Origin of the sequence: Candidatus Kuenenia sp. (assembly GCF_027493735.1) — a bacterium.
GTDB lineage: Bacteria > Planctomycetota > Brocadiia > Brocadiales > Brocadiaceae > Kuenenia > Kuenenia stuttgartiensis_A.
This window is the reverse complement of the sequence record NZ_JAOSKF010000001.1, coordinates 281645-307094: the sequence shown is the minus strand read 5'-3', so window position 1 is coordinate 307094 and position 25450 is coordinate 281645. Positions and strand designations below refer to the sequence as shown.

The 25450-nt window shown below is 40.9% G+C and carries 17 protein-coding genes; 1 reads left to right on the top strand and 16 read right to left on the bottom strand.

Features of this window, described 5'->3' with window-relative positions; all coding sequences use genetic code 11:
• Positions 1 to 17: 17 nt before the first annotated feature.
• From M5U24_RS01325 to M5U24_RS01315, 3 genes are read right to left on the bottom strand one after another with little or no spacing between them, the layout of a single operon-like run.
• Positions 18 to 2291 (bottom strand): four helix bundle protein, encoded by a 2274-nt coding sequence (locus tag M5U24_RS01325; RefSeq protein WP_197705229.1) that lies wholly within the window; start codon positions 2289 to 2291, stop codon positions 18 to 20.
• Positions 2288 to 3655: a cobalamin-dependent protein gene (locus M5U24_RS01320; protein ID WP_099326231.1), complete on the bottom strand. Its 1368-nt coding sequence runs from the start codon at positions 3653 to 3655 to the stop codon at positions 2288 to 2290. Before M5U24_RS01320 ends, M5U24_RS01325 begins: the two co-directional genes overlap by 4 nt.
• A gap of 55 nt (positions 3656 to 3710) precedes the next feature.
• Complete coding sequence (locus M5U24_RS01315; protein WP_099326232.1) at positions 3711 to 5312, bottom strand: alkaline phosphatase family protein; 1602 nt, start codon at positions 5310 to 5312, stop codon at positions 3711 to 3713.
• A gap of 233 nt (positions 5313 to 5545) precedes the next feature.
• Between M5U24_RS01315 and M5U24_RS01310 the strand changes: the two genes are divergently transcribed.
• Positions 5546 to 6916 carry a flippase gene (locus tag M5U24_RS01310; protein ID WP_099326234.1) on the top strand — a complete coding sequence of 457 codons (1371 nt, stop codon included), beginning with the start codon at positions 5546 to 5548 and terminating at the stop codon, positions 6914 to 6916.
• A gap of 42 nt (positions 6917 to 6958) precedes the next feature.
• Here the strand turns inward: M5U24_RS01310 and M5U24_RS01305 are convergent, their stop codons facing one another.
• The 13 genes from M5U24_RS01305 to M5U24_RS01245 form a co-directional block, all read right to left on the bottom strand.
• On the bottom strand, positions 6959 to 7804 hold the full coding sequence (locus M5U24_RS01305) for a polysaccharide biosynthesis/export family protein (protein ID WP_099326235.1): 846 nt from the start codon (positions 7802 to 7804) through the stop codon (positions 6959 to 6961).
• 285 nt (positions 7805 to 8089) lie between these two features.
• Positions 8090 to 9250: a scyllo-inosose 3-dehydrogenase gene (iolM, locus tag M5U24_RS01300; RefSeq protein WP_099326236.1), complete on the bottom strand. Its 1161-nt coding sequence runs from the start codon at positions 9248 to 9250 to the stop codon at positions 8090 to 8092.
• Positions 9247 to 10833 carry an AMP-binding protein gene (locus tag M5U24_RS01295; RefSeq protein WP_099326237.1) on the bottom strand — a complete coding sequence of 529 codons (1587 nt, stop codon included), beginning with the start codon at positions 10831 to 10833 and terminating at the stop codon, positions 9247 to 9249. Before M5U24_RS01295 ends, iolM begins: the two co-directional genes overlap by 4 nt.
• A 149-nt stretch (positions 10834 to 10982) precedes the next feature.
• The gene (locus M5U24_RS01290; protein ID WP_099326238.1) at positions 10983 to 11669 is read right to left on the bottom strand and encodes a Crp/Fnr family transcriptional regulator; all 687 of its coding nucleotides are present in this window, start codon (positions 11667 to 11669) and stop codon (positions 10983 to 10985) included.
• Positions 11670 to 12207: 538 nt separating this feature from the next.
• Positions 12208 to 14334 carry a glycine--tRNA ligase subunit beta gene (gene glyS / locus M5U24_RS01285; RefSeq protein WP_099326239.1) on the bottom strand — a complete coding sequence of 709 codons (2127 nt, stop codon included), beginning with the start codon at positions 14332 to 14334 and terminating at the stop codon, positions 12208 to 12210.
• A gap of 2 nt (positions 14335 to 14336) precedes the next feature.
• Complete coding sequence (locus M5U24_RS01280) at positions 14337 to 15635, bottom strand: nucleotide sugar dehydrogenase (RefSeq protein ID WP_099326240.1); 1299 nt, start codon at positions 15633 to 15635, stop codon at positions 14337 to 14339.
• A 337-nt stretch (positions 15636 to 15972) separates the two neighbouring features.
• A complete protein-coding gene (locus M5U24_RS01275) occupies positions 15973 to 16230 on the bottom strand; it encodes a hypothetical protein (protein ID WP_099326241.1) in 258 nt (85 codons plus the stop codon).
• Between the two features lie 169 nt (positions 16231 to 16399).
• Positions 16400 to 16972 carry a cytochrome b N-terminal domain-containing protein gene (locus M5U24_RS01270; protein WP_099326242.1) on the bottom strand — a complete coding sequence of 191 codons (573 nt, stop codon included), beginning with the start codon at positions 16970 to 16972 and terminating at the stop codon, positions 16400 to 16402.
• A 98-nt stretch (positions 16973 to 17070) separates the two neighbouring features.
• Positions 17071 to 18354, bottom strand: coding sequence for an aspartate aminotransferase family protein (locus M5U24_RS01265; protein WP_230408008.1), 1284 nt, complete (start codon positions 18352 to 18354; stop codon positions 17071 to 17073).
• Between the two features lie 147 nt (positions 18355 to 18501).
• Positions 18502 to 20517, bottom strand: a complete 2016-nt coding sequence (locus M5U24_RS01260; RefSeq protein ID WP_099326243.1) for a U32 family peptidase — start codon at positions 20515 to 20517, stop codon at positions 18502 to 18504.
• Positions 20518 to 21032: 515 nt separating this feature from the next.
• Positions 21033 to 22295, bottom strand: a complete 1263-nt coding sequence (locus M5U24_RS01255; RefSeq protein ID WP_099326244.1) for a hypothetical protein — start codon at positions 22293 to 22295, stop codon at positions 21033 to 21035.
• 105 nt (positions 22296 to 22400) lie between these two features.
• Positions 22401 to 24632 carry an MMPL family transporter gene (locus M5U24_RS01250; protein WP_298201390.1) on the bottom strand — a complete coding sequence of 744 codons (2232 nt, stop codon included), beginning with the start codon at positions 24630 to 24632 and terminating at the stop codon, positions 22401 to 22403.
• A gap of 60 nt (positions 24633 to 24692) precedes the next feature.
• Positions 24693 to 25259, bottom strand: a complete 567-nt coding sequence (locus M5U24_RS01245; protein ID WP_157820661.1) for a DUF5666 domain-containing protein — start codon at positions 25257 to 25259, stop codon at positions 24693 to 24695.
• Positions 25260 to 25450 lie beyond the last annotated feature (191 nt).

Sequence of the window (25450 nt, the reverse complement as noted above, 5' to 3'; positions counted from 1 at the left end):
GTATTTCACAAAGTGGTTCAATGTTGTGTTTTATCTGCAAAAGGTTTTTGTAAACGACTGATTGAGGCTGCAATTGTTTCAGCTTTTTGCTTAATCTGCTTTATACTGTCAGAATCGATATAATCCAGCCGTTCGGCAACTTGAAGATACGTTTCCAGTTCTGCAATGGAGCCGTTTGCAATGGAAAGATGATTGAAAAACTCTTTGGGATTTTGCATTGCCTGTCCCTTTGCAATAGTTGCCGGGATTGATGCAGCAGTGCGTTGTAACTGTCCAGCCAGCGCATCATTTTTCCCCTGCGGAATCTCTTTTGTAAGATTATAGCATTCTACTGCTAAGTCCATTGAGCTTTGCCACACTTCCAAATCGCGATAAGATTTACCGCTAATTGTCGTTGGAAGATTATCAGAGGATTGTCCGCGTTGCGGCGGCATTTGTCCTCCAGGTATAGGCTGTCCACGATGCGGGCCGTTTCCGGGTTGTCCTCCCATGGCAGGGCCTTTAGGCTGCATCGGACGTCCGCCCGTTGGCGACTGTCCATATCCACCTGGCATTTGTGGGGTTTTTCCTGTCGGTGGTTGTTCTTTGCTATCCACAATCTCAGAGACGGATGATTCATCGTCATCATCTATTTCATCTGATACATATTCCGTATCGCCACTCTTTTTGCCCTCGACGAACACGGGGGTGGAAGATATTTCCACCGGAAGGGTTTTTCCTGAAGATATCAGAGTCTTTGTGTTAAAAATATTTTTTGATGCAGAGTGTAGCTGTTTTCCTTCAGAGACATTTGGTATCGCTTCCGTTACTGTATATTTGCTGTTTTCTGCGACTTTCAAGTCTATTGTCGTTTTCCCGTTTTCTTTTTCGTACCATAGCACATAAACGTCTTTCTCTGCCTGTGGGAATTTATATGCGTATATGCCGTTTTTGCCATTAGAGATTGCCGCTACATTGTTCCAATCTGAATTTTTAAGTTTTTCCGTCATTAGCCTGTAGGTATAGAATCCGAGTTTTTTCACTCCATATCCAGGATCGCCGGCGCAATTGCCGTCATATATCAAACCGGTGTATTCAAACATTGATTCACAATCAAATGGTGGCCAGCCTTCCACAAGCGCCCATGCCCAGAATACTTTTTTAATGCCATAACTGAGTGGATAGACATACCGTTTTATCACCTGAATTGCCTGACCCTTTTCTCCCTCTTTACTGCTGGCGCCCGTTTCGGTCATCCATACGTCAACATTAGTCAAGCCGCTTTCATCGAGGGCATTGCGTAATATTTTATAGGTGGTATAAGAATCTATAATGCTGTCGTCAAACCAGTGGAAATCAAATATATCGATAGAATCCTTGTCAAGCGCTCTAATTACCGGAAGCCAAAACTCATTTAATATTTCAGTCCTCATTTTTGGCGGTGGACTTACTATTCCACCACTAAGTACCTTTGCGTTTTTGTCTGCGCTTTTTATTGCGCTTGAAGTGATATTGATGAGTTCCACATATCCCTTCCATTCACTTCCTTTTTGGGTTTGACCGCCCATCCTGTCAGAGCCAGGTGGTTGCCCCCTTTGTCCGCCCATAAAGCCGGGTCCCTGTGGTCCGCCTCTTTGACCCATTCCAGGCGGTGGTCCACCTTGTCTTCCGGCGCCTGCCCCTTGTCCGCCAGCTCCAGGTCCACCACCTTGCTTCTTTTTAACCTGAATAACGGGTTCATTTTCAACCTGCCAGTATTTTACAGGATTTTTGAGCCCCGGCATATCGTCTTTGCCGTCTCCATCATATCGTTCTACAGCTTTTTTTACGAATTCTATGTAAGCCTCTTTTGCCTGTGGAACAATAAACTCCCATGTGCCAGGCCGTAACAGCTTTGTGTTAACATTAATGGTAACAACAATGTTCATTTCTTCAGGAATTCTCTTTAAAAAATTATCAGGGATCGTCCAGTTGTATTTTCCCTGTTGAATAGATTCTTTATCCCTCTGCACAAAAGACCAGTCTAAAACGGGGTTTGACTGACGTTCCCATTTAACACCAAGTTCTATTGCGGTTGAATAAGGCGGATTATCTCCCGTGATGCCGTCAAATTCGAAATTCTTTCTTTTTGCCAGCATTTCCTCATTGCTTTTTCTTTTTGGTGGATAAAAGGAGGTGGTAAATCCAAAAGGAGAATCGAGAGCCGCCTCGTCCCATGCATGAACAATTGATCCCTCGAAAAAACCGAAAGAGAATATCAGCAGAAGTGTCGTTATACTGCAAATAAATCGCTGTGTTTTTTGCAACATCATAATGCCCTCCTAATTAATGTATGTTTTATTTTACCTTTAATAGATTCAGTTACAGATGCCATAGCCAGTACAATCCTGTCTAAAAACTGTAAAGACGGATTTAAATAAAATAAAGTTTTGACGTCATTGGCATTTGCAGGAAGAAGTGACTTTCCAGGCGATATAATGCCCTGTTTCATCGCAACACGGTATATTTCTGTGTCCGGTTCTAACCGTATCCATCCAATTTGGACGTTAACGTTTCTTTTTAAGATTTTCTTAGCCGCAAGAGAAAGGAATTTGTAAAAAAGCATTTTTATCATTCCAAAATAGGTTTCTCCGGGTGAGTTTATAAACATGGTGATAATAAATTTGGTATCCTTAATTACGGGATCAGTGGTAATGATTTTCAATATGTTCCAAACATCTCTTTCCTTTATGCCTTTTCTCAGAGAAATTAATGAAGATGTCGATAATCCGTCAGGTGAAAAAGAAATTCCGCTGCAGCCGGCGTTTTTTAATAAGTGTAAAAAATCTTTCGTAACGCCCCTTACATCTAGCCAGCACATCCACTTGATTTCATCCTGAAGATTCCGTTTCATTATTTCTTTACATATGCCGATGGCATGTTCCAGCGGTTTGTTGAAAAGGGAGTCGGCAAACATAAACTGCTGTATTCCGTACGAATGAAGTAGGTTTTCTATCTCGTCAACTACATTTGCAGGAGGTCGCGACCTCAAAAGGTTGCCGTTTAATGCCGGGTAGTTGCAATATGCGCATTTTAACGGACAACCCCTCTGGGTTTGAATTCCGATTGCAGCTTCTCCGTTTATATAGGGGATTGGATTAACAATATCTCTTCCCGGCGCCGGGAATTTTTCAAATTGGGGAAGTGTCCTTGTGCCTGTGTAATAAACAACCCCGTTTTTGCGGTAATATACGCCTTTCACTTTATCCGGATGGTCAAGATTGTCTGTAAGCTCAGATAATGTTTCCTCTCCTTCCAGATATACGCCATAATCTATTTCTGGATTGGTATTCATTATTTCCTGTGCAAACATTGAAAATCCGGTACCGCCGGCAACAATGTGGGTGGATGGGCATCTTTTTTTTATAGTGCGCAAAAGATGTTGAAAATCCCCGTAATAGTTTAGAGGGTTTTTCCTCGATTGATTGTCGATATTTCTTAGTGAAATACCAATTATCTGCGGACTAAACCCATTGATTTCTTTTATTAAATCATCGATTGGGTTCAAAGAAAGATTCGGGTCGTAAATCCGTACTTCATGTTTGGTGAGAAAGCTTGCGATATATGAAATTCCCAATGGATATACCGGAGGGAAAACATCTCCTTTAAGATATGATTGTACTAATAAAATTTTCATATTGAGCAAAAAAGGAATTTTTTTATATTATTCAAGTGATAGTTAACAGGGAAATTTAATCGAAATAGCCAAGGTCCGTAAGCCGTTCTGCGATCTTTTGGCTGTCTTCATCGGAATAAACATCTTCATCTTCCGCTGCAAATGCACACGCTTTATCATCGTATTTCGCTGATTTTTCAGCAAGGAACTCTTCGGTAAATATCTCATTTAAAATTCTTCCGTCTATAGAATTTGGCACAGTAACATCCATTGTGTAAAGTACGGTAGGCAAAAGATCGATGATTTCAGCCTTCATGTTTGTAATGCCCTTTTTTACATGGGGAGATTTGTATACGAATATTCCATTCGGCGCATGATCTCCACACAATTGTTTGTAAGGTTGAATGACGCCGTGTCTCCCTCCGGATCTCAGTTTTTCGTAAAGAGTTTTTATGCTGTTATATTTCTCATTCCACATGATGATGAGATCCGGCGCCTTATCTAAATATTCACCGTAAAAAACCTCCTCTTTCCTGAAAATAGTTTTAATTACAGGTTTTCCATTTTCAGGATCGGCAAGAAGACTCAGCTTACGTATGATTTCTTCCCTTATTGATTCATACTCTTCCCCAAGGCTTACAATGCCATAGGGTTCTTTTCCTTTTACATTGATAAAAATGTTTCCCCATGTACCGAGGAAATAGGCGCGTGTTTTTGACCAGTCAATATAGTGGTCAAACAGGATTTTATCCGCTTTTTTCAGATACCTTCTTTTTAACCTCTTATAGAAATCTTTTATTTTTAAAACAGGAGATTCTTTCTTTAAAACAAGGAACCCGTTTTCAAGCAACCATCGGTTTACATCAACGCTTTTATATATTCCATGCATGCCGTGATCGGACATGGCAATAATGCTCGTTGATTCGTCTACCTTATCCAGGAGCCTGCCAATAGCATCGTCAACCCTTTTGTAAATAGTATATATAGCATTCTCCGTCCCTGGGGAATATCCAGGGTGTTTTTTGTCGTAATATCTCCAAAAAGAATGCTGCACCCTGTCTGTTGCAGTAAATACAACCATAAAAAAATCAACCGGGTATTTTTCCATCATGTAGAGGGCCGTCTTTTCCCGCGCCTCTATCATGTCAATCATATGAGCAATATATTTTCCAGGGTTGTTCATTAAAGCCGGGTTGTGCTCCATATCAACAATATAATTACCTATTGCCGCCTTTAATTCGTTTTTTAATGCTCCGGGATAGGTAAATTCGCTGTTTGTATCCGGTGTATCTAAACCGGAAATCATAAACCCGTTAACCTTATCAGGCGGGTATGTGCCTGGAATATTTATTATTGTTGTTGTATAGCCTTCCTGATTAAGATACCGCCAGATAGGCTGCGCTTTGCAATGGGTTCTGTTCATGAAATGAATACTTTGGTCTGTTTTCGATTTTTCTATAAAATCAAATATCCCATGTTTCCCTGGATTTACGCCGGTAAAGAAAGAAGGCCATGCTACAGGACTTACCGGCGGTACAGAAGATTCCAGGACGCCGGAACACCCATTGTCTATCAATGATTTTAAATGCGGCAACCTTCCCTGTTCCAGCCATGGGGCAACAATATCAAAAGTTGCGCCGTCAATGCCTATTACAAAAACCTTTTCATTATTCTTCATAAAATACCTTTACGAGTTTGAAACTGCATAAAATACTTTTGCGTTGCATGGTAAATAAATAATTGCTATAAAGCTTAAAAGTCAAACGGCAATCCGTAACAGATACTGTTTTTAGCAGATATTTTTTTACTTTTGGAGATGTACTGTATCTGGATTGTATGAAGCGGCGAATATAACACAATTCCCAAAGACATTCCATTTTATATTTACATTTTCAGAATTATAACCAGAATATGTATCCTGCGCATATAACTCCCTCCAAAATAATCCATAAATTTATTGCTAAATTAAGCGATATCAATCTGCGTGAACTTCTTAAAAGCGGTTTTGTTTCTTTTGTTTTCAAGATCTCGGGAATACTGGCTTCTTATTTATTAATGTTGTTAATTACGAGGAAATATGGCGCTCATACCGCAGGGATATTCACCCTTTTTATTACATTTTTGAATATTTGCACCGTATTGGGCAGGCTTGGAATAGAGACTACATTATTAAGATTTATCGCCGAATATTCTTCTCAAAACAAAAATGCTCTTATTGCCGATATTTATGTGAAAGCGCTGAAAATAATTATTCCCGTTAGTGTTTTTATCAGTATCCTTTTATATTTCCTTTCTCCCTATATTGCCAGAAACCTGTTTAACAAAACATACCTGTCTGCATATTTTCAGATAGTATCATTCATGATACTTCCAATGGTTATTATCTTTATAAATTCAGAAAGTTTGCGGGCGCTGAAGAAGATTAAAGAATACGCATTTTTACAGGACCTGGCCATACCACTTTTTTCAGTGTTCCTACTGGTGATATTTCTCTTTTTCAGCAGAGGGAAATATATGCCGTTTGCTGCATATGCTGTAAGTATTTCTATGGTATTTTTTCTGTCGGTATTCCTATGGCTGAAGAAATTAAACGTTACTCGTGTGTTACCTGAAGCAGGCATGAAATACACAACTCTCTTTACTATATCATTGCCTATTTTAATATCGAACTCGTTATGTTTATTTATGGGATGGACGGATAAAATACTGCTTGGCGCTTTTAAAACGGAAAGTGATGTGGGAATTTACAATGTCGCTTTCAGATTATCAATGCTGGCAAGCATTCCCCTTTTCGCATTTAATAGTATTGCCGCGCCTAAGTTTGCCCAATTTTATGGGAATGGCGATATTGCATCCCTTGCAAAACTAGCCCGGCAGGTAACAAAACTTATTTTCTGGGTAACAACCCCAATACTGATTATGTTTTTTGTATTTCCATCATTTTTTCTCAAAATCTTTGGTGAAGAATTTGGGGCAGGGAAAAACGCCTTAATAATGATGACTGCCGGGCAGATGGTAAATATCATGTCGGGTCCCGTTGCATATATTTTAAACATGACGGGAAAACAAAAAATTTTCCGTAATATAATGTTTCTGGTAGCAATAATAAATATCACACTCAATGTATGGCTTATTCCTAAATATGGTATAAGCGGCACTGCATTTACAAATATGGTGAGTGTTATGCTGTTAAATATCTTGCTCTTTATTGCTGTCAGGTATTATTATAAATTCTCTACCTTTTCAATTACCAACGTTTTTAATATAAAGAGAGGGGCATGAGTTTCAGAGCAAAAGCTGACAGATTCTGCCACACCCCATATTTTAGTTCACAGGGATGTTAATTGTGGTTCCGCCGCCAGCATCTGTTTTGCCATGTGTCAATACGTCCTTTACCTGCGGATATAAAATTATACCGCTTTCAAAACCAATGATAGTGCTGATTATTTGCTGAAAATAAGAAAAATACCTTGCGACGTTTGCGATAACCATTGTTGGCACAAATATTATATCCCCGTGTTCCAGCATCATATTTTGAGAAAAATCCCCCTTCTTCCACACATCTTTTGTATTTAAGGCGTAAATCGTTGGTTTGCCTTCACCCCGTCTCATTAAAATTACATTTTCCAGTTTTGCGTTGCTTGTTGCTCCGCCTGCCCTGGAAATCGCTTCTATAACACTGATGTCCGTATCAAGCACAAAAAATCCAGGAGAATTAACCTCTCCGATCACGATGGTCTTTTTACTTTGTATGCTGGTAACATTAACCAGTACCTGCGGATCGACAATATAATGGGATAGCCTTTTTTCCAATTGTTCTCTGAGGTCAAAGGCGCCGACACCGGCAACCTGCACGTCTCCGATTAACGGGAACATGATTTTTCCCGAATTGTTTACCCTTACGGATCTTTGAAGATCGTCATGCCGGTAAACGGAGATTTCCACTGAATCGCCTACTCCCAGTATAAACTGGGATATCTTTATCGTATTTAACCGTTCGAATTCTTCACCTTGATCTACAGGCGCTGCAGGATTTTCGACGACAGGCTTTACCCCTGTGGAGGCGCAACCGTTTAAAAAAACTAAAAGCAAGATGAATGCTGTCAACAGCATCGGAGTGGTGCATTTTTCTTTGTCATACGTAACTGCACAAGTATTTACCGTTTTCATTTGAGTGTAACCTTTTTGTTAATTGTAATAGTTCACTTTGAATGTAAATTTACGAATATGTATTCGGCATAATACAGGTCGCTCCTACGGAGCTTTCTTTCTATTTTTGCACTAATCTCTACAAACAGATCGCTCCTATGGAGCTAATAGATAATATGTTTTTCAAAAACTAAATTGATACTTGGATTTTAACTTTAAATATTTTGCCAGAAAATGCAAAGAAATTACTTATAAGATATTAAATCTTACTTTATTAACCAGGGAAACTTAGCATGACGTCATCGATTATATATGTATTAAAATCTTTCCATCTGTCCTTTCGGAAGAAGCCTTGATTGCCTCCATTATTCCTGCAAAAGGGTATCTTGCAGTGATCATTTTGTCCAGCTTAAGCCGCCCGGTTGCGATAAGTTTAATAATGGAAGGAAAGATTGCGTATCCTGAATGCCCTCTTGCCCCAACAATTTTATTTGCGCCGGATACAAGATGATCCAGATGCATCGATGTTGTTGTCGCCGCGCGTCCAAGGTATATTATTTTACCGTTAATCGCCATGGATTTTTCCATTTCGGGAATGGTGGCAGGTGCTGCACCGGCTGCTTCTATTTGTATATCAGCGCCCCAGCCTTTTGTTATCTCCATTACCTTTTCTCCGGAAAGACAATCGCGCATTTTATTTGTGTTAAAAGCGTAGTCTGCCCCCATCTCTAATGCAATATTCGCCCTTTCATCTATTATGTCAAAGGCAATAATCTGGCTTGCGCCTGCAATCTTTGCTAATGCAATAGCGCCTAATCCAATAGGGCCTGTGCCATATACGACTACCGTGGCACCAGGCTGAAATCCGCCCCCAACAATAAACAGCCCATTGTATGCGCAGCCCACAGGTTCAATAAGGGCGCCAATATCAAATGCCTCGTCTTCTGAATATATTTCCCGAAAATCATTAATTTCCCAGCAATATCTTTCATTTATTGCAATATATTCCGCAAAAGCGCCGTCTGCGCTTAATCCCATTAATTTGATATATTTGCATTGATTGGGCGAACCACTCCTGCATGCATGGCACATGCCGCACCACATAATGCTTTCAGCGGCGATCCAATCGCCTTTACTGACGTTTCGCACATTTTTACCTGTCTGTTCCACTATTCCAGACAACTCATGTCCGATGATGCGGGGGAGTTCCGTCACGCCTGAGAATATGATATATCCGTCTTTATCAGTTTCGTAAAGATGGGTATCTGATCCGCAGATTCCGCAGCTTTTTATTCGCACAAGAATTTCGTCGTCTTGCAGGTTAGGTACCGAAACGTCTTTTACTTCAAATTGCGTATGCTGCCATACCTGGCTACCCACATTTGCCCGTTTTTTGGCCTGTTCTTCATTGCTTAACGGGTAGTTCTTTCTGGGATTCCATTCTCCATCCACAATCAGCGCTTTCATACATGCTCCAGGATTAAACTGTTTTTATTTATTTTACCGCTGCCGCTTTTGGGGATATCTTTCCTGATTTCGATTATTCTTGGGAGTTTATAATGAGGCAACCGGTCTTTACAAAAATTCAGGATTTCGTGTTCTTTTACATTCTCCCCCGGCTGAAGCACGGCAACTGCCTTTGGTATTTCTCCCCTCAATCTGTCTTTTACAGAAATAACCGCTATTTCTTTTATAGAAGGATGTTCCAGCAAAACGCGCTCAATTTCCTGCGGATACACCTTTAATCCGGCGACCTTCATCATCCCCGATTTTCTCTCTATAAAATAAAAATAGCCGTTTTCGTCCTTCATTCCAAGGTCGCCGCTGTGGTACCATCCGTCTTGAGAACAGGTATTGCCGGCATTGCCATAATAATTTTGCACAACTGCCGGTCCTTTGAAGATCATCTCTCCGATTTCTCCATGAGTAAGTTCATTATTATTTTCGTCAACAATTTTTATCTCATATGTTGGACATGGTTTCCCGATTGAGCGTTTTGGGATATCGTCGCCAGGGCGATTGGCAATAGCGATTCCGGTAGTTTCGGTACTGCCCCATACGGGAATAATCGGGACGCCTGTTTTTTGTTTAAATTTTTCTATAAGGTTTGTACGGGTGTACATGCCCCCGCTTTCCGGAATTCTGAGAGAACTAACATCAAACATTCCATGTTCGAGAACATCCAGTAAGTTTTCATACAAAGGGGCAAGGCCCATCATACAGGTTACTTTACAGGATGAAATTGCATTCGCTATTGATTTGGGATAAATCTTTTCAACAAGCGTAATCGTTCCACCAAGGAAAAGCGAACGGGCAAATATTTCATGGGGATGGGCAAAGGGGGCAAACATGCAAAGATGTATATCATCACTCTTCAATCCCAGTATGTCGATTGCGGCAATGGTATTCCAATATATGTTGGAATGTGTAGTTTCCGCCCCTTTTGAATTTCCCGTAGAGCCTGATGTATAATTTAAATAAACAACCTCATGCGTCTGAATGTCAAGATTAGGGTTATCTGTTTTCCCGCCGTTTATAATATCATTCCATGGTATGCCGCATCCCGTATATTCCCCCACAAGAATAATGGGTATATCGGTATTTTGAGGCAAGGCCCGAATTGCTTGTTCAATATGCGTGCTGTGGACTATCAAACACGCAGGCATAATATTTTTGAAAATGGCGCGTATGCCTTCTTCTGTCAGCTCGTAATTAATTGGCGCAACTATGGCCCCGGCTTTGGCGATTCCCATGAAGCTTATCACAAGTTCAGGAATTCTTGGGAGCATTAAACCTATCCGGTCGCCTCTTTTCACTCCTATGTTCAACAATTCATTTGCCAGGCTGTTTGCCAACGTGTTGTATCCATGGTAATTGATCTTTTTGTGATGATAGATGATGGCCGTTTTATTCGGAATCTCAGCGGCATAGCGTTCTAATATTTCCGGTAAAGTGCAACATACTTCTTTTATGTATTGCAATCCTTTCTGTCTTTTACGGAGCGGAAACCTGCTTTTTCTTTTCTTTGTTGTTAAGATGTTTTTAATCATTTCTCATCACCAATAGATTTTGACTTGTATAGTACTGACTAAAACATATTCGGACGTTTTCAAATAGTTTCCAGCAGAAGCTGATTTATTGGGTATATTATAATTTTATTTTTACTAAAGGATATGACGTCTGTCACATTTAAAAGAAATTATATCAATAAATTATTGGCATGTTCTCTTAAAATGACTTTTCTACCTTTGTAAGAGACAAGTGTATTGTTATCCTTAAGCACTTTAATAATTCTCGTGATTGTTTCCCGTGATGCCCCGACCATGCTGGCAATTTCTTTGTGAGTTGGTGCATGTGATATTTCAATGCCGGCATTTGTTTTTTCACCCTGCTCAAGTTTTAACTGTTGGAGTAATTGTATTGTTCTGCCGCAAACGTCCAAAAAAGCCAAACTTTCAATCTTCTTATTTGCATGTCTGAGCCTTGAGCATATTTCGGTAAATATTTTTGTCAATAAGCCTGGATAATTTGAAATAAGTTTGTGGAATTGATTTCTTGTAAACAAAAACAATGTGGTGTTTTCTACACAGACTGCGCTTACAGACCGTGTTTCATCGTCCATGAGCGACATTTCACCAAAAAAATCGCCTTCCTTTAAGAGCGAAAGCACGATCTCCTTGCCGTCTTCATTTAAAAGGGTAATTTTTACTTTTCCTGTGATTACAATATAAAATGTATCTCCATGATCGTGTTGATAAAAAATTACGTGGTCTTTTGGAAAACTCTTAGTAATGCCTGCTCTAAAAAGTGTTTTTAATTGCTCATTGGCGAGGCTATTAAATAACGGCACATTTTTTAAGTGTAAGTATATATTCGTTTCATACATAAATAATCAGGTAGTTAAGTGTAAAATTATCATGTCCTGCAGGTGTTTAATTATTTGGTATCGATTTAGCCATTCAGTAACACTTTAGTCTTTTGAAAAACCATTCCATTACGTTAGTTTGACCCATCCTACATACGGTTAAAATTTTTTAAAGAATACACGGGTATCTTCTCATATTTTTCGGGTTCTATATGATGGTCAATTATATAGTCAATTTTTTTTGTAACTTCAGGTTCAAGGTACTCGCTGCTACACTGGGAACATACCCCACGCGTGAGTATCTTCAAAAACGCAAAAATTCATCTCGTGACATTCACTATGCACAATCTTCTTATTTAAAAATTCAACATCACATTCCGGACATTGCATAAAAATTCAACTTTTTCTTCTACGGAAACTTCTTATCTCCTCTATAAAAAGAGGGGCCTGGGGTGTGTTATAAGACAGCAAATCTTTTGCCACGCACACTGTGCTATATATGTATGGCAAATTCTTTTTCAAAAAACCAGATTATTACCTATTTTAAAAGGTATAAACTTCAATCCTTTTCTGTCATAATTATTTGTGAGAGGTCGGCTATTTTCTCCGAGTATAATTGATTAATTTCCCTTAACAGCAATAATCGATTATTGCGAATCTCCATGTCTTCAACATTTACAAAAACCTTTTCGAAAAACGCATGCACCGGTTCAGCAAAAACTTCGTTATACGTAAACGAGGCTTCAACATATTTCTTATCCTGAATCATGGTTCTGATTTTTGCTTCATTAGCGGTGTAAATTTCCCACAATTGCAGTTCTTCTTTTTCGTTTAATAAGTTTGTACTAACCATCCCCTCGCCTTTTACCTTTTTGCTTATGTTGAATGTCCTTTCCACCACAGATACCAGGTCTGGCCAGTATTTTTCTTTTGAAAGCATGGAAACGTCCTTTAATCTCTGTAAAAAATCATACATATCGTCAAACCCTGCGCCCGCATTCAAAACAGCGTTTACGAGATCATGACTACAGCCCTTTTCAATATTTGTATGGAATAATCGCTCTCTGAAGAAGTTCTTTATTTCCGGTATTAATTTGTCAGAAGTAAATAAAGAGCTTTGTGTCTGGGACATGAGTATGGATAATGACTGGCCAAGAACTTCTTCAAGCATCAAGGTGAATCCATGCTCCTCTATGATACGAATTATTCCGTAGGCATGGCGCCTCAGAGAATAAGGATCCTGCGACCCCGTTGGATGCAATCCAAGGGCAAAACAACCGGATATCGTATCAAACTTATCGGCAAGTCCAACGATAGCGCCGATTATTGAAGACGGGATTTTATCCGCTGCAAAGCGGGGCAGATAATGCTCTTCTATCGCCAGTGCAACAGCGGGTTCTTCTCCGTCCCATGCGGCATATTCCCTGCCCATAATTCCCTGTAATGATGGGAATTCGCCAACCATCTGGGTGAGGAGGTCTGTCTTGCATAGTAGTGCTGCGCGTTTTGCAGCATCAATATCAGCAATACTAAAATCGGGATGATTAAATCTGATTAATTGTTTTGACAGGTAATCGGTCAGGGCAACAATCCTGCCGGTTCTCTCGTAGTAATTGCCGAGTTTTTCAAGGAAGACAAGCTGTTTTAAGTCTTCTACACGTTTTTCAAGGGGAATTTTTCTGTCTTCTTTCCAGAAAAATCTTGCGTCATAAAGCCTCGCTTTCAGAACACGTTCATTGCCCTGTATGGGGTAGTTTTCGTTAGGTTCGTCGCGGTTCAGCGCCACGATGAATTTATTTATCAGCTTTCCGTCTGCTTTTTTAACAGGAAAGTATCTCTGGTGTTCTTTCATTGCCGTCTCTATCACTATATCGGGAATATCAAGAAATTTATCGTCGAAACTGCATGTTACGGCATTGGGATATTCTACCAGATTGGCAACCTCATCCAGCAATGATTCATCATCAAATGTTGCCCCGTGCTGTTTCATTAGTTTCGTTATTTTTTCTTTCAGTATATTGCGCCTTTCCGGTATATCTACAATAACTTTCTCCTGTTTAAGCAACTGCTTATACTGCTCCCAGTCTGCAACCTGGATTTCAATCTTTTTCCCTGACAGAAAAGGGTGACCTGAAAAAACATTTCCCGCCTTTATGCCATTTATCTCAAGCGGAACAACCTTATTGCCGAATAATGCAAGGAGGGAGCGTATCGGCCTGGCGAAAAAAAGGTTGTTGGTTTTCCATTTCATTGATTTCGGGAAGGATGTTTTTTGAATAATTTCTTCCAGAATGCCAGGCAATAGATGCAGCGTCTTTTCCCCCGTAATCTGTTTTATTGCAATACAATATTCTCCCTTTGCGGTTTTTTTTGTTTGGAGGGTGTTGCTCTCTATGCCTTGTGATTTTGCGAACCCTAAGCCCGCCTTTGTAAGATTTCCCGCCTTATCAAAGGCAATTGCAACAGAAGGGCCTTGTATTTCTTCTGTGACGCTTTCCTGTTCTTCCGGCAGGCCTTTGATAAAAACTACCAGCCTCCTTGGTGTTCCCGTACAGTAAATGCTTTGAAATGTCAGACGGAAATATTTGAAACGTTCACCGAATAATGTTTTTATCTGATTGAGTGCGGGCGTTATATAACCGGCAGGAATTTCTTCAGTACCTATTTCAAAAAGCAGATCAGTCATTGTTAGAGTCGGAATATATGTTTTCTGTTAACCCCTTTTAAAGCATTGCGGGTATCCACTATTAACTTTGAATGGGAGACGATTAAGTCGTAATCAAAACAGCAGTGATCCGTTACGATAACACTGCAATCAATTTTTGAAAAAAATTCTTTTGTGTGCGTCTTTGATTTTGTGCAAAGACCGTGATAGTTGATTTCCGGGATATACGGGTCAGAATATGTCAATTTCGCCCCCTTGTTTTTTAATTGATGCATTATTTCCAATGCGGGGGACTCCCGGATATCGCCGACGTCTTTTTTATAAGCAACCCCGAGGATATGTATTGCAGAACCTTTTACACTTTTTTCAAAATTGTTTAGCGCATCGGTAATTTTTTCCACAACAAATTCAGGCATTGCACTGTTAATTTGGTCGGCAAGCGCAACAAAACGCAATTCGAAGCCATTTTTTTTCGCAACCCAGGACAGATATAACGGATCTATCGGTATGCAATGCCCACCCAGACCAGGTCCGGGATAAAACGACATGAATCCAAATGGTTTTGTCCTGGCAGCGTCAATCACTTCCCAGACGTCTATCCCAATCCTTTCTGCCATGACGGCAATTTCATTTACAAGCGCTATGTTTACGCTGCGAAAGGTATTTTCCAGTAATTTCACCATTTCTGCAACCTTTGTGGATGTAACGGGGACAATTTTTTCAACGATCTGTCCATACAAACTCATGGCTAGCTCTGTGCATTGTTTTGTAACGCCGCCCACAACTTTGGGAACATTCCTGATACTGTAAACTTTGTTCCCCGGATCAACCCGTTCCGGTGAAAAGGCAAGATAGAAATCCTTTCCGACCCGGAGTGTATCACCCTCTAATATCGGCAAGACCAACTCCTCGGTTGTACCGGGATAGGTGGTGCTTTCCAATACCAAAAGCTGACCCTTGCGCATGTGCTTTTTTATCTCCTGGCTGACATTAATAATGTAAGACATGTCGGGGTCTTTCGTTTTTGTTAAAGGAGTTGGCACGCATATACTTATGGCGTCAAGTGTAGATATGGCAGAGGCGTCATCAGTTACAAGAAAAAGTCTTTTTTCTACAAATTGCGCAATATCTTCGTCTTTGACATCCCCAATATATGATTTTCCCCTGTTCAGAGAGGCGACATGGTCTTTGTTTCTATCAATGCCTGTCACACAGTATCCGCTGCGCACAAACTCAAGCGCAAGGGGAAGGCCGACATAACCAAGACCAATTATGCCTATTTTTGCCTTTTTTGTTTTAATTTTTTCCAGCAATTTTTCCATGATTAAAAATTGGTAATAATTTAGGGACGCATTGCATACGTCTGGAAACTGCTGTGAGTAAAGAAAATGTTGACACAACAAAGAGACGCATGCAATGCGTCTCTACTAAAATATTGAAATTCCTATACATAAATTTAGATTTTTGAAAAATCGAGGGGACATCAAAAAATATTACTATATTGTAGTTTGTAAGGGACAAGATAATAGTTAGTTAAGTAAAAAATTGCAACAAAAAAAAATGATTACAAGAAAATTTATACCATACTGTAATGAGAGTGGTTTTTTCCTCCGTATAACATGTGATAGATTCCAATTTCAAGCCGGCATAAGACAGAAGTTATGTGACAAAGTCAATGTTGGAAACAGGCGCTTCATTATATCCCGGATTGTTTTCAGTGCTTTGCGGTTTTGAATGCACCGTATGTGGTTGTTCCGGTTCGCCTTCGGTGCTTACCCCGGACTTGTTTGAGTTGTTTGTTGATTGTATTTTGGTTCTCTTAAGGATAGATTCTTTTTTGGGATCATACTTTGGGGCGAGAACTGCGATATGTGCTGCAATGGCGGTATAATTTGTGCTTCCCGTCGCATTTAACATGATAATTTCTTTTTAAAATTGTCTGTCTTACTGTTTTGCGGAATAAATTTGACATTCAATGCTACCGGATTTATCGGCAGAATAGAGGTGGGTATTAGTGAATTTATGTTGCAGCATTTTACCGTTATGTATTTTTATGAGTTGTTTCGTTCCCTCCGTTTTTTGAAAATTATAATTGCTCATATATCCCGGTCTTTCTCACCATAAAAAAATGCATACCCATAAAGAGCATCATTGCAAGCGGAATACCGGCAATGTGTAATGTGTAAAAACAAGTAAGTTGGAATTTCGATAATTCCGCGGCAGTATTTGCCTTTAAAAAACTGCCGGTGTAATACATGAGCAGTGTTAAAATAAGGAGGTTTGCCCCAGATACCCAGTGTAATTCCCTTGGATGCCGGTAAATTCCTTTAAAATAAATCCTGAGCATATGGCTGAAAACCATTCCAATCATAATATGCGGTCCAACGGAATGTATGCGCTGAATCAACCATCCATACGGAACACTATGGCTCACACGCTGAAAACTTGCTGCCGCTTCATTCGGGCTGGGAATAAAATAGAACATAAGAAATATGCCTGTTCCCAACTGGATTAAAAAAGCAAGCAGCGATAATCCACCCATGCACCCTAACCAACTTAATCCTTTAGGGATCAGTTTCCTGGTTATGTTTGTTTCGATGATTTCCTTTAAAATACCCGTGTTTTGGGATTCATTTCCCGATACGCCTGGTTTAGACATGTAATTCCTGCAACCTCCTGACAATATAGCCAAACAAATATGGTCTGACTTCCGACTTCTGACTTCTGGCCTCTGACCATAGATTTGTTTGACTGTAGTTAGCCATCTGATACTTTTGATAAAATTATCCCTAACACCATGCAAAGGTGGTCGATGTCGTTTTGTGTAATCACCAGAGGTGGTTGGAATGTGAGTACATTTCTTGATATACCTGTCCTGCCCGCAAGGATCCCCAGATCCTTTAACTGTTCCAAAATATTATCTGTTTCGTCAAACGCCGGGATTTTATCCTCTTTTACCAGCTCCACGCCCAGCATAAGGCCCATCCCTCTGACGTCGCCGATAATGCGGTATTTTTGCTGCAAATCGTTCAATGCGTTTTTAAAATAATCGCCCAGTTCTTTTGCCTTCTCAACAAGACGATAATTCTCAATGACGTCAATTGTGGCAAGTGCGGCGGTTGCTGATACGGGATTTCCCCCGGTTGTTGAAGCCCCGGGCCTGGTATATGCCGACGCAACAGCGTCATTGGTAATAAAAGCGCCCAGGGGTGTTCCGTTCGCCAATGCCTTTGCCATACACATAATATCAGGCACAACGTCCCAATGTTCAATGGCAAACATTTTTCCGGTACGGCCAAAACCCGTCTGCACTTCATCTGTTATCAGGAGTACCTTATATTTATTGAGAATCTCCCTTATGAGTTGAAAATACTCTGGAGGCGGTGTAATAATTCCCCCGTTTCCCTGTATAGGTTCAATTATTAAGGCGGCAAAATCTCCATCCCGTACAACATCCTCAAGACGTCTGGCGCACTTTAAATCGCAATTGGGATAGGTAAGGCCGTAGGCGCAGCGGTAACAGTATGCAGCGGGGATGTGTGTCACATTACCGGATGGATACGGATCTGTCCTCCACATGGGAATGCCGGTAAGGTTCATCGTCAGCTTTGTACGTCCGTGAAGACCCTGCTCAATAGCGACAAATTTGCTCTTTTTCGTAAATAACTGTGAGATAAGCGCAGCGCCTTCATTTGCCTCTGACCCGCTTGCGCAGAAAAACGACCGCTTTAGATTTCCCGGGGTAATCTCCGATAACTTCTCCGCAAGGTCTGCAATGGGTTGTGTCAGGTATATTGTCGTAGTATGTTGCAGCGTGTTTACCTGTGCACATATTTTTTCAACAATTTCAGGATTGCAATGCCCCGCATTCATCACCGAGACGCCGCCATAAAGATCCAGATATTTTTTCCCTTTATGGTCATAAAGATATTGCATCTCTCCCCGGACGATCTGCATCGGCTTTTTATAAAAATGATAGACACAAGGAATAAGATATTCCTGTTTCTTTTGAAGAATGGCTTCAGGTCCTATGTAGTTCACCGTTGTATGCCTCCGATTACTATTGAAATAATGTACGTGCGCGATTTAATTTGAAATTACTAAGCTGGCATAGCAAGAGATGGACAAGCGAGAGAACAATCCTCAGTCCTCGATCGGCAATTTGCCGACTGCATTAAGAACACCTCGCTATTTTATACTTCTCATTACCGCTGCAGTACTCCGGGAATGGGTTATGTCTTGTACATATCCACCCAAATTAAACCCCCTCGGACTTTCTTTTGCCAGCATGTCCCAATCGCCTTCTTGTATTGGCAATGAAAGGCCGGAATATTCATTTGCAATATTTAAATACTTTCGATACAAGCCAACAAGGGTTTTTATGAAAGCCTCTTCATAATATTGCGCTTCGATCCTCAATACCTTTACGCCTGTTTGTACAAATGCGCCAAGATACGGCAACACGCAAATATCCCTGGCGAGTAAAATGTGATTACGGCAGTATTGATCCGTTTCGATAGGGCGTATTTCACCTCTTTCATCTCTCAGCGCGTATCCCATGTATTGGCAGACCTGCCTGCAGTGATCTTTTTTATGTGACCTCGATGTAATCATGGCAGGGATACAATGTTCAAGAATCATGCCGGTAACAGGGCCATGGGCAACGCATTCAACGGGGACTGCTGCATTTTGTACCAATTGTTTCAGCGTTGAATAAGAACACTCCAGTGAAGCGGTGACGCCGCAAATCCCTCTTTTTTCTAAAAAGCGCAATGCGGTGGAGTTGAGTATGTTTAATGAATAATCCGCAATAGGTTTTAATCCATATTCTTTTGCCAATCTTGCGGTTCCAAGATTGTGAACAAGGACACCATCCACTTTCAGTGAAACGGCTTGCTCATACAGCCATCGAACGTCGTTCATTTCTATTGCGGTTGTTATGCGCGGAGTACCGAATCTTATTATTTTCCCTGCGTCTTTTGTCCTGTCACATGCTTCTTTCCGCAGTAGCTTTGTCCATACCTGTTTTCTAAACTGTGAGCCTTCCGCATTTACGATAATCTGGTCAGCGCCTTCATCCAACGCTGCAATCAAAGCGCTTATTGACCCTACGTTTACCGATAACTGAGGAATAACGGTTATTTCATGCTCCATAGAATAGTGTTCTGCCGTTTCGAAAGGATTATCATAGATATCTTCTTTTGCAAGCGACCTTTCTTTTGCCGCACGGCTTAAAAAAAGAGGTTCACGTTCCCCGGAAATATCAACAAGAGAAGCGGAGGATGGCGTAAAGGACATTGCCGTTGTAAAATCCCGTACACGGCTCTGATAAAGCTGCTCGTATGATGAAGAATTCATGGCGTAGGACATTGGGTCATCCCTGTAAGTATCAATGGCGTGACGATAGATACCTACGATTTCTCTTAAATAATCTGCATGTCTCATCCTCCCCTCGATCTTAAACGAGCATACACCGGCATGGATAAGGTCAGGGATGTGTTTCAGCAAACACATGTCTTTTATTGCAAGCAGATAACCGGAGGGCAAATTGCCTATTGTTTGTCCCGAATTACTTTCCACGAGCGTATAATGCCATCTGCATGGTTTCATACATTCGCCGCGATTCGCACTTTTGCCAAAAAGCACTCCGCTGGAATAGCATTGTCCGCTATGGCAAATGCAAAGGTCGCCATGAATGAAGTACTCAACCTCGATGTCCGCCTTTTCATGGATTTCCTTTACAAGGGAAAGAGGGATATCCCTGGACGTAACAATACGTTTGACTCCCTGTTCCTTCAGCGTCAAGGCAGATTCAACATTATGAATGTTCATCATTGTGCTGATGTGAATTGGTATCGAAACATCCATGTTTTGTATTGCATGAAGCACTCCCAAATCCTGGACTATTATTGCGTCAATGTGTATTTCCTGTAAAAATGCAAGGTAATTGGCGAGCGTTGCAAACTCTTCATTGCCGAGAAGGTTATTAACAGTAATATAGAGTTTTACATTTCTTGAGTGTGCGTATGTGACTGCCTCGGCAATTTGTTCGTCGGTAAAATTAAAATCAGACCTGTGCAGTCTCATATTAAATCTCTTGCCGCCAATATAGACGGCATCCGCTCCCGATTCTATTACTGTGGTAAAAGCGTCCCATCGCCCGGCAGGCGCAAGCAGTTCAACGGTATTATTTATTTGTTTCATACTATCCCCCTAAGCTGGCATAGCCAGAAATAAACAAGCGAGAAAACGGTCCTCAGTCTTCAGTTCTCAATCCTCAATCCTCAGTCCTCAATCGGCAATTTGCCGATTGCCGATTGCCGACTGCCGACGGTAGATTTTAGATTGCCGACGGCATAAGAGACCATTAAATATTTCGCCAAAAAAATGCTAAGAAAAAACGTAACTATTCAGCGTAAACGATACACGGCTCGTTCCCAAACTCCAGTTTGGGAATGCATTTGTTCGAGAAACTCCGGTTTCTCGCCTGTTTGCTGATAGATAGGGAATAAAATTACAGGGTTAAGACAGTTTGTAATTTGTCAAGTCAGACCCTCACTGGAAACAAAGTTTCCAGTGCAATTGCGTTCCCAAACAGATACTTCACTATGTTCAGTACAAGGTTTGGGAACAAGTTGCGCTCTGATCTCCGGTAGTTTAATAAATTACGCTGAATAGTTACGAAATTACTGATAAGGCACTAATGAACTATCTCTTTGTTAATAAACCCCAATTTTGGCATTTGATGCAAGACCGGGTAATAGTGTTGGATTTTTAATGCCGTCCTGGAAAATGCCGAGCGATTTTGCCGTTTTTGTCGGTGCAATACGCACGGCTTCATCCCTTTCAAACATATTTGGTATAAAAAAAGATTCATCAAGTCTATGGCATACTATCTGTCCTTTTTCCCCATACTCAACAATGTGGTTAAGCCGGTTTTTATCCGGCCGGATACCGTCTTTTGTTGAAATGCACTGCACTACCATACGGGGGCCTGGTGGAAAATACTCCAAATCCCCGTTCATTGAAGCCTCAAGCTCCATGCACAAACCAAAAAGGGTATTTCCATACCCTGCAATATGCACCGCATTAGGGAAAAGATGCTCTCTGAAATTATTGTATTGTTCCGGTAGTATGGATACCCCGCCGTAATGAACGCCGCGTATCCGCATCCGTTGTTCCTGATTCATTTCTGCTGCCAGTCGTTCCAGTAAAGGGGGGGTTGTATAAAGAACTTCTATGTGCTGGCGCTGTAATATATCAAGCGTCTGTTCAATTATGTGGTTAATATATCGTTTGTATCCCAGTGACCCAGGGGCTAATTTTTTTAGCCAGCGGGGGTCAAGGTCTATGGAAAATGGATCCATACTCCCCATGCTGTTGGCAACAGGACCTACTGCCTTTCCTATAATATGAGGCCCCCCGGGCCCTGCCCACAGCCAGTTTGCCTTCTTGGGGAATCCTCTTTTTTCTGCGATATATCTGAACCAGTCCACAAATATTACCGCAAACTCTTCTTTTAGATATGCAGTCACTTTCGGCTGACCAGTCGTTCCCGCAGTTTCCCCCAAAATAAACTGCGCCTTGTTTTTAAGATAAAGATGCGGAATGAAATACTCCAATGGAAAACGGCGAAGGTCATTTTCTTCCATAGGGCCAATCAACCGCAGGTCTTCAAATGATAAAATATCTTTTCTCGCGTCAATCCCTGCTTCTTTTTCCTTTTGAAGCCAGTACGGCGAACCATTGTATGGATCGAAATGGAGAGAGACAATATATCGTACCCATGCATCTAAAGGCATCCCATACCATTTGGCGCTCTGGAGAGGTAAAAGAGCCGAATGCTGATTTGCGGCAACGCTTGCCTCCTCCTGTCCATTGTGAAAATCATATGGCACACTTTTCCGTTGTGAATTTCCCACCAGGTACGGAATCACGTTGTCAGTTGTTATCGTATTTTTTTTATCTTGTTCTAAAAACATAGTAGTTATTCACCAACTGAATATTAATTTTCAAACCATGCAACTCATGTTACGTAGTAAGAAATACGAAAGATGCACTTGTTTAGCATTTCAATTATTTTGTCATTAGAATTTGTTTCGGATTTCACCAGTATTTGGTTTCAACAGCATCAGGCAGCTTGGCGATAGTAACAAATCTGATACCAGTGCGCTGAGCATTGTAATACCGGTAAGTACACCAAAATATTGTATCGGTTTAAAACTGGAAAAGGAGAATACCATAAACCCAAATGCGGCGGTTATTGAGGTAAAAACGGCAGCCCTTCCCACCCTGAACATCGTGCGGCAGACAGCTTCCTGATAATTGCCGTCAAGGGATAATTCTTTCCTGAATCGATAAAATATATGTATCGTGTCATCCACCGATATTCCCAGTGCAATGCTTGCTATCATAATGGTAGCTGCATCGAGTCTCATGCCGGCAAATCCCATCAGGCCAAGCGTCACCGTTATGGGAATCAGATTGGGAATAACACTGACAAGACCTAGCCTCACCGATTTCAGTACGATGGTTGTGGCAATAAACATAAGAATAAATGCCAGGGAAAACGAGTAAATCTCGCTTCGGAGAATATTGTCCTGTACATTGATCAAAAGCGGAACAATCCCCGTTACGTGCCATGACAGTGAAGCCGTGTTTAAACGGGTATCTATGAATGCTTTTACTGATTCAATGATGGCTTGATATCTGTTTGAACCGACTTGTTTCATCCTTACGGAAACCCTCGCGTCGGAATGTTCCTTAGTATAAAGGGTATCAACATAGGTATCGCCGTATAGGGAAGCAAGTTTTACGTAATCCGCAGAACGCTTTTCCGATGCAGGCAGTGTGTAATATTCTTTTTTATTATTATTGAGTATCTGGTGTGTTTTCATAATGTAGTCAGCGATAGAAATTGAATGTGTTATTTCAGGTATTCCGCGCAGATGTTTTTGCAGTGCAACAACAGCATTCAGGATATTTGGTTGAAATATACTTGTGCCGGCGGACGTTTCGGCAACAATCTCAACAGGTAGCAAACCCGTTAGATGTTTTTCAATATATTTATTGTCCCTTGCAATACTGCTCTTTTTCGGGAAAGAGGTCATAAGGTCTGATTCCAGCCTGAGTTTTGTAATACCGATTACCGAAATAATGAAAACAGCAAAACCTGCTGAAAGAAGGATCGTTTTGTTCTTCACCGTAAACTGCCCTATTTTAAAGAACAAGGGTAGTGCATAGTCATTGCGGGAGGAGACATTCACACTGCGCTCCTTCTGCAGGGGAATAAAAGAAAGCAGTATTGGCACAAGCGTTATACTGACGACATACGAAAGAATCGCACTGCCGCTCATAAATAAGCCGGTGGTAAATACGGGGGGAATGCTGCTCGTCATGAGTGACGCAAAACCAATGGCAGTGGTAATACTTGCCATAAGAACCGGAATGCTGACGTGCTGCAGTGTTTCGTAAATCCGCCTTTCGTGGTAATAGTAATTAATTAACCGGATAGAGGTTGAAAGTGAAATGATAAACGTCAGCGGGAGCAGCATGTTTGCTATCATATTCATTGTATGACCCATTAATACAAATATTCCTGTAATCCATGTAATGCAGACGCCTACCGTTACAACAGGGATTACTACCCCTGAAACAGTACGAAACAAACATCCCAGCACAACAATGGATACGACAAACATCAGGGGAGTAAATTTCTCCATGTCTTTTTTTGACATACGGTCAAGTTCTGCATTTACCACCGACGGTCCCGCAAGATAATACGGGCGTTGTTTTTTTGTGGTAGCAGCAGATTTCACACCTGTTTCTTTAAGTACTTTTTTTACATCAGCCACCAGTTTCTTTCGTGCTTCAGGGCCTGCGCATTTTACCGTTGCTACAATTGCCGTGGTTCTGCCGTTTTTGGAAATAATCGTATTCTGGTAAACAGGATCAGTGCGTACCTCCTGTTTAAAGACGTTCATTACCGAACGGCGCCCATATGTCTTCAGCTTTTCCTTAAAAAGCGGCGATGTGACCTTGCTTTTAAATACATCCGCCAGTGAGGCAACGGTGACGATACCATCGAGGTTTTTTATCTTTCCGGCAAGCGTACTGATCTGCTGCATATATTCCCGGCTAAAAAGATTGACCGCACTGAATGCAACCACCAGAAACTCTTCGTCCCCGAATTTCTTTAAAAACTCATTGTAGTACGCTAAATCTTTATCATCTTCTGAAAGCCAGATTTCTATGGAATTGTCCGTCTTCATCCCTTTGGCAAAGAAACCTAAAAAAGCGGTGATGATGAAAAAACACACCAAAATGGCTATTCTGTAAGAAAGAAGTATGTGAAGATATCTTTTCACGGTATTTTAAAATTAATGACAAAAATTACAGCTTTTCGAACTAATCTCCATCGTGTTGGCAACCAGTTTCCCATTTTTAACGGAAGCGTTTACATACACCTGTACCCCCGATACCATGTTATCAAATGAAATCTTTCTGGAACTCATAGTAACGCTGGAGAGACTGCTGGCGTCAATTTCCTGTCCGAGGAGTTCAAAGGTTTTTTTTGACGTATTTACCTGCCTGGTTTCTCCGGAAAATTTTCCGTCATATTTTTTATTCAGTTTTACCGGTTCTTTCACCTTGCTTGCCTCAATAACACTTGAACTGCCTGCATCTCCCTTTACCTTCACTGTATCGCCCACTTTAAGGTCGGCAAGTGTCGGGTCATCAACTCCTTTTATACGTAGCTTTGCATCGATGCAATTTACCTCCACGAGATCATCCATCAACATGATTGTTTCATTCGTCTCGTCAAGACTGCTGATCTTCCCAACCATCGCACCTTTTTTTGCCGCATAGAGAGGGAATGCAGCGGCTAGAGTAAACATGCCGGCAATTATGGTGTTGAGTGTGATACGTTTCATGTGCGTTAACATACTTTTTTCTCCTTTTGTTAAAAATGTTTTTTTAATATTTGTTTTGCAGGTCAAATAGAACCAATACTTCGCGGGTTTAGGTTTGTAATCTGAACCAAATGTTTTATACTTCCAATCCAGCTTTCTATTAGCAGAAAAATGACAAATAAATTCCAGATGCCAAACAGGGATTTTTACAGCGGTACATGGCC